The 8,681-nt window shown below is 72.9% G+C and carries 4 protein-coding genes; 3 read left to right on the forward strand and 1 reads right to left on the reverse strand.

The features are described from left to right. A partial coding sequence (locus tag A7A76_RS15780; protein WP_428995169.1) for an ankyrin repeat domain-containing protein occupies positions 1-3,274 on the forward strand: 3,274 nt, incomplete at its 5' end. Between the two features lie 425 nt (positions 3,275-3,699). On the opposite strand, the gene A7A76_RS15785 is transcribed toward A7A76_RS15780, so the two are convergent. Further along, positions 3,700-5,541: a monovalent cation:proton antiporter-2 (CPA2) family protein gene (locus A7A76_RS15785; RefSeq protein WP_206412080.1), complete on the reverse strand. Its 1,842-nt coding sequence runs from the start codon at positions 5,539-5,541 to the stop codon at positions 3,700-3,702. A gap of 412 nt (positions 5,542-5,953) precedes the next feature. Between A7A76_RS15785 and A7A76_RS25915 the strand changes: the two genes are divergently transcribed. After that, positions 5,954-6,082, forward strand: a complete 129-nt coding sequence (locus A7A76_RS25915) for a hypothetical protein (protein WP_277425842.1) — start codon at positions 5,954-5,956, stop codon at positions 6,080-6,082. A gap of 241 nt (positions 6,083-6,323) precedes the next feature. Further along, the gene (locus tag A7A76_RS15790; protein ID WP_206412081.1) at positions 6,324-8,129 is read left to right on the forward strand and encodes an XVIPCD domain-containing protein; all 1,806 of its coding nucleotides are present in this window, start codon (positions 6,324-6,326) and stop codon (positions 8,127-8,129) included. Positions 8,130-8,681 lie beyond the last annotated feature (552 nt).

The raw sequence follows: 8,681 nt of genomic DNA on the forward strand, positions 1-8,681 counted from the left end.
GGCGGGGGCGGTCGTCGCGCTGCTCGGCGGCGCGCTGGCGCAGCCGGCGTTCGCCCTGGCCGCGCGCTTGTGGCGCCGGCGCGACGAGCGGCCGGACTGGAAACCCGAACTGCTGAACCTGTCGGCGCTGTGGGGCGGCGCCACCGCCGCGACCGCGGCGCTGGCGGCGTGGCCGCTGAGCGCGCTGCTGCAATCGGGCTCGCTGCTGGCGGCGCTGGGGCTCAGCGTGGTCGCCGGCCTGCTGCTGCTGGGCCTGTGGCGGTTGTGGCCGCTGTGGACCGGCACCGAGCGCGACGGCGCGGCGCTGCCGCCGCAATGGGCGCGGCTGGCCGATCTGGACCTGGGCGCCTGGCGCGGCCTCGGCGTGGCCGGCATCGTCGCCGGCCTGGTCGCCGTCGCCGTATTGCTGGCCTGGCCGGACCTGCTGTCCAGCGGCGCGCGCTGGACCCTCGCGGTCGCCTTCGCCCTGGCCTCGCCGGCGCTGCACCTGCTGCTGCAGTCGATCCGCCCGGCCGATCCGCTGCCGGGGCTGGAGTTCGATCCCGAACTCGACACCGTCCACGCCGCCGACGAACTGCTAGACGGCGACGCCGCCGAACTCAGCGACGCCGAACTGACCCAGGCGCTGTACGCCGCCGCGCGCGCCGGCAAGGTCGAGCGCGCGCTGGAGCTGATCGAGCTGGGCGCCGACGTCAACGCCGCGCCGCCGGCCGACGACGAGCGCGACCGCCGCAGCCTGTCGGTGCTGGCCGCGGTGCTGCCGGACCTGCGCCTGCTGCGCGCCCTGATCGCGCGCGGCGCCGACCTCAACCTCGCCCACGCCGGCATGACCCCGTTGCTGGCCGCCACCCGCGACAGCTGGCACGGCCGCCCCGACGCGGTCATGACCCTGCTCGCCAACGGCGCCGATCCGCGCCTGGCCGACCACGAAGGCAACACCCCGCTGCACCATGCCGCGCGCAGCTCCGACCCCGGCGTGGCCGCGCTGCTGCGCGACGCCCAGGCCGAACTGGAAACGCTGAACCACGACGGCCTGAGCCCGCTCGGCGTGGCCTGCGCCAGCGGCAACTGGCGGCTGGCCAAGTTCCTGCTCGAACGCGGCGCCAAGACCGAGCACGCCGGCGGTTCGCCGGCGCTGCTGGCCGCGGCCGGCGGCGACGAGGACGACCCGGCCGGCGTGCAACTGCTGCTCAAGCACAAGGCGCGCATCGACGCGCGCGATGGCCAGCGCCGCAGCGCCCTGCATACCGCCGCGTTCGCCGGTCATCTCGACATCGTCACCACCCTGCTCGCCGCCGGCGCCGACGCCGCGGCGATCGACAGCCAGCAGCGCACGCCGGTGCTGGAAGCCGCGCGCGGCGGCCGCCCCGGGGTGCTCGAACGCTTGCTCGAACATCTGCCGCAAGGCGGCGTGGAACAGGCCAAGGCGCTCGACGCCGACGGCGCCAGCGCGCTGATCCTGGCCTGCCAGGCCGAGACCGCCTCGCCGCCGCTGGTGCTGCGCCTGCTCGAACTGGGCCTGGATCCGGAACTGCGCGACCGCCAGGGCAAGCGCGCCGTCGACCGCGCCGCCGAAGCCGGGCGCTGGTCGCTGGTGGCCGCGCTCGACCGCGCCTATCCGCTGCCGGCCGCGGTCAGCGGCGAGGGCGACGCCGACGCGCCGGAAGGCGAGCGGGTCATCGTCGACCGCATGCCCGCCGCGCTGCTGCGCGACGGCCTGCGCGAAGGCCGCTCCAGCGAACTGACCGGGCTGGCCAAGCTGCTGAGCCCGGCCGAGCTGGGCGCGCAACTGCACGAAGAGGACGGCCAGGCGCCGAGCGCCGAGCGCATCGACTGGCTGCTGGGGCAGGGCGCCGACGCCAACGTGCGCAACGCCGCCGGCGACACCGTGCTGTTCGCCTTGCTCGACCGCGCGCCCGGCTCGCTGCCGGCGCTGCACGCGCTGCTGCGCCACGGCGTGTCGCCGGCCGGCCGCGGCGGCCTGGGCCGGTTCCTGGCGACCTGCTCGGCCGGCGAACAGGCCGCGCGCGGGCTGGAACAGTTCGCCCTGGACCTGATCGAACGCGGCGCCGACGTGTTCGCGCGCACCCCGGCCGGCGACCCGCCGCTGGCGATCGCGGTGCGGATGGGCTGGGCGCGCCTGCTCGAGCGCCTGCTCGCGTCCGGCGTCGACCTCAACGCCCGCGACAGCCACGGCATGAGCGCGCTGCACCTGGCCGCGGCGCTGGGCCGCGAGAACATGCTCAAGCGCCTGGTCGCCCACGGCGCGGCGCCCGATCTGCTCGCCGCCGACGGCCAGACCCCGCTCGGCGTGGCCCTGGCCTCGGGCCGGCGCGACCTCGCCGACTGGCTGGACTGGCGCGGCTGGCCGCTGCCCAAGCGCCCGCTGCTGGCCGCCGACGTGCCGGCCGCGGCCATCGTCGGCGACGCCGACGCGGTGCGCCGCCTGCTCGACCTGGGCCTGTCGGTCGACGCGCTCGACAGCCAGGGCTGCACCGCGCTGCTGCGCGCCGCCGGCGGCGGCCACCGCGCCGTGGTCGACCTGCTGCTGGCGCGCGGCGCCGATCCGCAGCGCGCCGCCAATTCCGGCGCCACCCCGCTGTCGGCCGCGGTGAGCATGCGCCACGGCGAGATCGTCGACCGCCTGGTCGCCGCCGGCGCCTCGCTGGAACAGCGCCTGCCGGGCGAGCTGACCGTGCTGATGGTGGCCTGCGCGCTCGGCCTGACCGACCTGGCCGCGCGCCTGCTCGCCGCCGGCGCCGACGTCCAGGCGCGCGACGCGCAAGGCCGCATGGCCCTGCACTGCGCGGCGATGTACGGCTTCACCGCGCGCGAGCGCAGCCGCCTGGTCGCGCTGTTCGACACCCTGCTGCTGGCCGGCGTCGACGCCGACCAGTCCGCCGCCGGCGCGACCCCGCTGCTGCTGCTGCTGGGCGCGCGCGCCGAACCGGGCACCGCCGCCGACGAAGACGTGCTGATCGCCGGCCTGGAACTGCTGCTCGACCACGAGGCCTCGCTCGACGTGCAGGACCCGCGCGGCTTCGGCCCGCTGCACCTGGCCTCGCTGCACGGCCTGCTGCGGGTGGTCCAGCGCCTGCTGCGCCACGGCGCCAACCCCGACCAGCGCGACGCGCTCAACCGCACCCCGCGCGAGATCGCGGTGATGCGCGGCTTCGTCGACATCGCCGCCGAATTCGCGCCCGCGGCGCCGGCCGGCGGCAACCCGGGCGGCGTGTCGATGGCGCGCTTCCTGCGCGGCGGACCGGGGAACTGAGGCACATGCGGGTCGCGCCGCGAGCATGAAGCCCCGCGGTCGCGACTCGCGTCGCTCCTACAGCTTGAATCGAAACCGCGGCCGCTGCCTATAGGAGCGGCGCAAGCCGCGACCACGACACCGCAGTTACGTCGCGAGCGTGAAGCCTCGCGGTCGCGACTCGCGTCGCTCCTACAGCTTGAATCGGAACCGCGGCCGCTGCCTGTAGGAGCGGCGCAAGCCGCGACCGCGACACCGCAGTTGCGGCGCGAGCTGGAAGCCCGCGGTCGCGACTCGCGTCGCTCCTACAGTCGGAATCGAAACCACGGCCGCTGCCTGTAGGAGCGGCGCAAGCCGCGACCGCGACACCGCGCTAACGGCGCCACCCCGGGAACCGCCGCGATCGCCGCGCGCGCAGCGTCCGCCGCCTCGACAGCGGCCGCGCCTCAATGCCGCGTGGTGTTGTCCGACGCCACCGTCGTCGCCTGCTTGTCCACCATCCCGCCGAGCACGCCTTCGCCGCGGTCGGCTTCGAACAGCTCTTCGAGTTCCTTGCGCGCGTCGCGCGCGGTCTGCATCAGCGCGTCTTCGTCGTCGTGCACCAGGTACTGGGCGTTGAGCATGCGCTCGTCGAGTTCGCGGAACCGCTCGACGTGGTCGCGCGCGGTCGCCGGCTCCACGCCGAGTTCGACCAGCACGTCCTCGCCGAGCCTGAGGCTGGAATGGAAGGTCTCGCGCATCGGCTCGGCGCCCAGGTCCATCAGTTCCCAGGAATGGCGGCGGTCGCGCGCGCGGGCGAACACCTTGGCCTTCGGGTACAGCCGGCGCACCGTGCGCACGGTGCGGATGCAGGCGTCGCGGTCGTCGATGGCGATCACGAACACCTTGACCTGCGCCGCGCCGGCCGAGCGCAGCAGCTCCGGCCGCGCCGGGTCGCCGTAATAGACCATGTTGCCGAAGCGGCGCATGAAGTCGACCTGCTCGGCGCTGTTCTCGATCGCAATGAACGGCGTGCGGTGCGCGACCAGCAGGCGCGCGACGATCTGGCCGAACCGGCCCATGCCGGCCAGCAGCACCTGCGGATGGTGGTCGTCGACGATCTCGTCGTACGGCCGCTTGGGCTTGGCCGCCGGCGCCGAGTCGAGCAGGCGCTGCGCGGCGATCATCAGCAGCGGCGTCAGCGCCATCGACACGCCGACCGCGGCGATCAGGCGGTCGCGGGTCGGATCGTCGAGCAAGCGCGCCTTGAACGCTTCGTTGAACACCACGAAGGCGAACTCGCCGCCCAGCGCCATCACCGTGGACAGCTGGAACGCGCCGCGCTTGTCCAGCCCGCCGGCGCTGATGCCGACCGCGAACAGCAGCGCGAACTTCACCGTCAGCAGGGTCAGCACGATCGCGCCGATGGTCAGCGGCTCGTTCATCACCCGCTGCAGGTCGATGCTCATGCCCACGGCCATGAAGAACAGGCCCAGCAGCAGGCCCTTGAACGGCTCGATCTGCGATTCCAGCTCGTGGCGGAATTCCGAATCGGCCAGCAGCACGCCGGCCAGGAACGCGCCCAGGCCGGCCGACAGGCCCGCGGTCTGCAGGATCCAGGCCGAGCCCAGCACCGTCAGCAGCGCCGCGCCGGTGAACACCTCCGGCATCTGCGTGCGCGCCACCACCCGGAACACCTGGCGCAGCAGCACCCGGCCGCCGAACACCACCGCGGCGATCGCGCCGACCGCCTTGGCCACCGAAATCCAGTTCAGGCCCTCCACGCCGGCGGCCTTGCCGAGCAGCGGGATCGCCGCCAGCAGCGGGATCGCGGCCAGGTCCTGGAACAGCAGGATCGCGAACGCCAGCTTGCCGTAGTCGGCGGACAGGCCCTTGCGCTCGGACAGCAGTTGCAGGCACACCGCGGTCGAGGACAGGGCCAGGCCGAGGCCGACCACGGTCGCCGCCTTCCAGCCCAGGCCGCCGCCGAACATCGCCAGCGCGCCCAGGGCGATGCCGCTGAGGATCACCTGCAGCCCGCCGGCGCCGAACACCGGCTTGCGCATCACCCGCAGGCGCGAGGGCGACAGCTCCAGGCCGATCACGAACAGCATCATCACCACGCCGATTTCCGACGCGGCCAGCACCGGCTCGGCATCGGCGATCACCTTGACCCCGTACGGCCCCAGCACCACGCCCGCGGCCAGATAGCCCAGCACCGCGCCCAGCCCGAACTTGCGGAACACCGGCACCGCGATCACCGCGGCCAGCAGGAACAACAACGCAAGCTCTAGACCGCCACCGTGCATGGGCACCTCCTCAACGTCCGACCCAGGGGATTATGGCGCGCCGCGCCGGCGAAGCGGCGCGCGGCCGGACTCCACGATCGCAACGCACCGTCGTGGGCCAGGATGACGCCGGATGTTTGCAATGGTTGCCGCCTGGACGGATTTCAATGCGGCCGGCCGCAAAGCGATCGGTTCGGATCGGCATCCGCGCGCTGCGTCGCCGCGCTCGGATCGCGTGCGAAAACCCGTTGCCGCAAGCGCTCGCGTCTCGGCCGCGAAGCGATTCGCGCCTTGCGGTCACGGCATCGAAAAGATGCCTCGAAGCGTCGCGGGCTGTGCGATGGAGGTAAAGGAAAATAGCGGGCGACAGCCGCTCGCGTCACCGCTGTCGTGCAGGAACGCACACCCATCGTGGAATACAAGGAGGTTGGTCATGAAGGCCATGAAGGCATTGGCGCTGTGTCTGCTCGTGCTGGCGCTGAGCGCGTGCAATCCGGCATACGACAACCCGCCGCTGCTGCACGCCGCCGCGAAGGCGGCCGCGCCATCGCTTGCGCACTGAGCGCGCCAGCCGGCGCCGTCCCCCGGGATTCGCCGGGGACGACGGGCGGCCGGCAACCGACGGGCGGTAACGCTGAACGGGCAAACTTGCGGCCAGATTCCGCGCTTCCCGTACGCCGACGAATTGCCGTCGTTCAGCTTCGCGGGCATGATGCGGGTTCGCCCGCCATCCCGGAGCTCCTCATCCCTAGTCGGGCTCGGCGACTCGTGAAGCAAATAGCACCGACATGGAGCCAGTGCCTATGAATGCCGCAGTCGATTCACTTCCCCCCGCCGGCGTCGCCCCGGCCGGGGATCCCGCCGCCGCCTTGCGCCGTTACGCCGGCCAGGGCATCCCGCCCGGCCTGCCGACCGCCTACACCGCCCTGCTGCCCGCCGACGGCCAGTGGGCGCGCGAGACGGTCATGCGCGCCTTCGTCGCCGACGCCCTGCAACGCAACGGCATGGTGGTGGACGAGGACACCCTCGACGCCACCGTCGCCGCCGCGACCGTGCCCACCGGCGCGTTCGCCGGCGTCGAGTTCGAATGGAAGCTGCAGCCCGGCGAAAGCCGCGCCGACGGCCGTCCGAGCCCGCCGTTCCAGGGCTATTCGCTGCAAGTGCCGGCCGCGGCCCAGGAAGAACTGGCCGCCTTCGCCAAGGAGTGGGCGGCCCGGCACGACCCGCACGCGCCGGGCAGCGAGGACGCGCCGCTCAAGAAGCTCAAGGGCCTGGCCGGCGCCGCCGGCAAATCCGACGTGCTGGAAACCCTGGAAGCGCTGGACGCGGCGATCAAGGCCGGCACCACCGCGCAACAGGCCGGCAAGCCGCTCGACGCGGTCGCGCTGAGCGCGGTGCTGGAGTTCGCCACCCGCAGCGGCCACGAGCGCGAGGCGGCGCGGCTGCTGGAGCGCTACACCGCGGTCAAGGGCATCACCACCGACGCGCGCGAGCTCAGCCAGCACGCCGGCCGCGTGTTCAACGGCCGCGACCCGGTCACCGGCAAGGCGCTGACCGCCGACGACCGGGTCAACTCCGCGTTCGACCTGCTCAGCGGCGGCTTCAAGCTCGCCGGCAACATCGGCAGCACCGCCTTGCTGATGGGCGCGGGCAACTCCGGCCTGGTCGCCGGCCTGATCGGCGTCGCCCCGGTCGGCATCGCCGTGGTCGCGTTCGCGGCCGGTGCCTACCAGCTCATCAAGCACGTTCGCGAAGCCATCCTCAAGCCGCAGTGGGACGAATTCCGCGAGCGCTTCCCGTTCGCCGAAGGCCTGGAGCCCAAGCAGGCCATCACCGGGGTGATGCGGCAGATCGCCGGCATGCCCACCGACGGCCGCAACGCGCTGGCCACCGCCACCCGGATCATGGACGGCATGGGCGAGAACCCGGAGACGCGCGAGCGTTTCCTGAGCTTCCTCAAGCAGAAGGTGCAGCCCGAATCGCTGGTGGACGCGCTCGCCACCGGCCGCGGCGGCCAGCTCACCGAGCAGCAGGCGATGCTGCTGGCGCAGGCGGCCAAGAGTTCGTCCAAGGAGTTCCTCGACCTGGAGCTCAAGGACGTCAAGCGCTACGTCAAGGACCGCGACGGCGAGCGCGAGCGCGGCACCTACCTGCTGCCGGCCGCGCAGCAGGAAGCGGCCAACCGCAACGGCAACAAGCTCGGCGGCGCGGTCGAGGAAGGCCTGCGCGTGGCCGGCATCCTCACCAGCGGCGCCAACGCGCTCAACGGCCAGTACCGCGACCTGCTCGACAAGCTCAAGGGCGTGGACCTGCCGAACAAGCTCGGCGAGCAGCAGCAGAAGAATCTCGCCGCGGCGCTGGTGCCGGCGGTGCGCGAAGGCGGCCTGAGCCAGGTCGACCACCTGATCCCGAGCAAGGACGGCAGCCGCCTGTTCGCGGTGCAGGGCGACCCGAACTCGCCGGACCGGCGCATGGTCGCGCTGGACGTGGAGAAGGGCACCCAGCAGAGCATCGAGACCAGCAGCAAGCTCGCCGCGCACCACGCCGCCAACGGCGGCGGCGGACAGGATCCGCAGCAGGCGCAGAACCAGGGCGGCCGCGGGTTCTGAGTGCGGATGGCCGATACCGGAGCCCGTCGGGCTTCGGCGCTGGCGTCGGTGTCGGTGTAGGTATCGGTGGTGGCGGCGTCGCAGCGGGTGGGCTTGCCGGTGCGACGCACGCCAATCGTGCGGGGCGATCGACGAGCGAGTTCGTTCGTCGGATTCGCTCGCCGAACTGCGGGATCGAATCCGCGGCGTCGCTCGCCAGGCGGTGGCTGCGTATCGAACGGGCCTGCCGGCCCGATGCTTTTCGCTCCGGCCGCGATGACTGCGGCCGGGTCCGATCGAAGAGCATCGGGCCGGCGGGCTCGTGCGTTTTCGGTGCCTCGCCAGTTCAGTCCGCATGAGTCGCTCATCGCGCATCGACCGGGCAGCGTCGCCTGCGCAACGCCGCGTGCGCTCTCAAGCCGCGTTCCTCTGTCAGAACGTCATCCCCGCGAAGGCGGGGATCCAGGGCTTCATCGCGACATGACGCTGAAGCCTCTGGATCCCCGCCTGCGCGGGGATGACGGCTTGTAGAGGCGTAGCGAAACCAGTTCGACGCGAAAGCCACCTATCGTC

It is taken from the genome of Lysobacter enzymogenes (assembly GCF_017168095.1).
GTDB classification, from domain to species: Bacteria; Pseudomonadota; Gammaproteobacteria; order Xanthomonadales; family Xanthomonadaceae; genus Lysobacter; species Lysobacter enzymogenes_D.

Coding starts and splice junctions, on each gene's coding strand:
- A7A76_RS15785 (WP_206412080.1), bottom strand. CDS start 5,541: ATGCACGGTGGCGGTCTAGAGCTTGCGTTGTTGTTCCTGCTGGCCGCG.
- A7A76_RS25915 (WP_277425842.1), top strand. CDS start 5,954: ATGAAGGCCATGAAGGCATTGGCGCTGTGTCTGCTCGTGCTGGCGCTG.
- A7A76_RS15790 (WP_206412081.1), top strand. CDS start 6,324: ATGAATGCCGCAGTCGATTCACTTCCCCCCGCCGGCGTCGCCCCGGCC.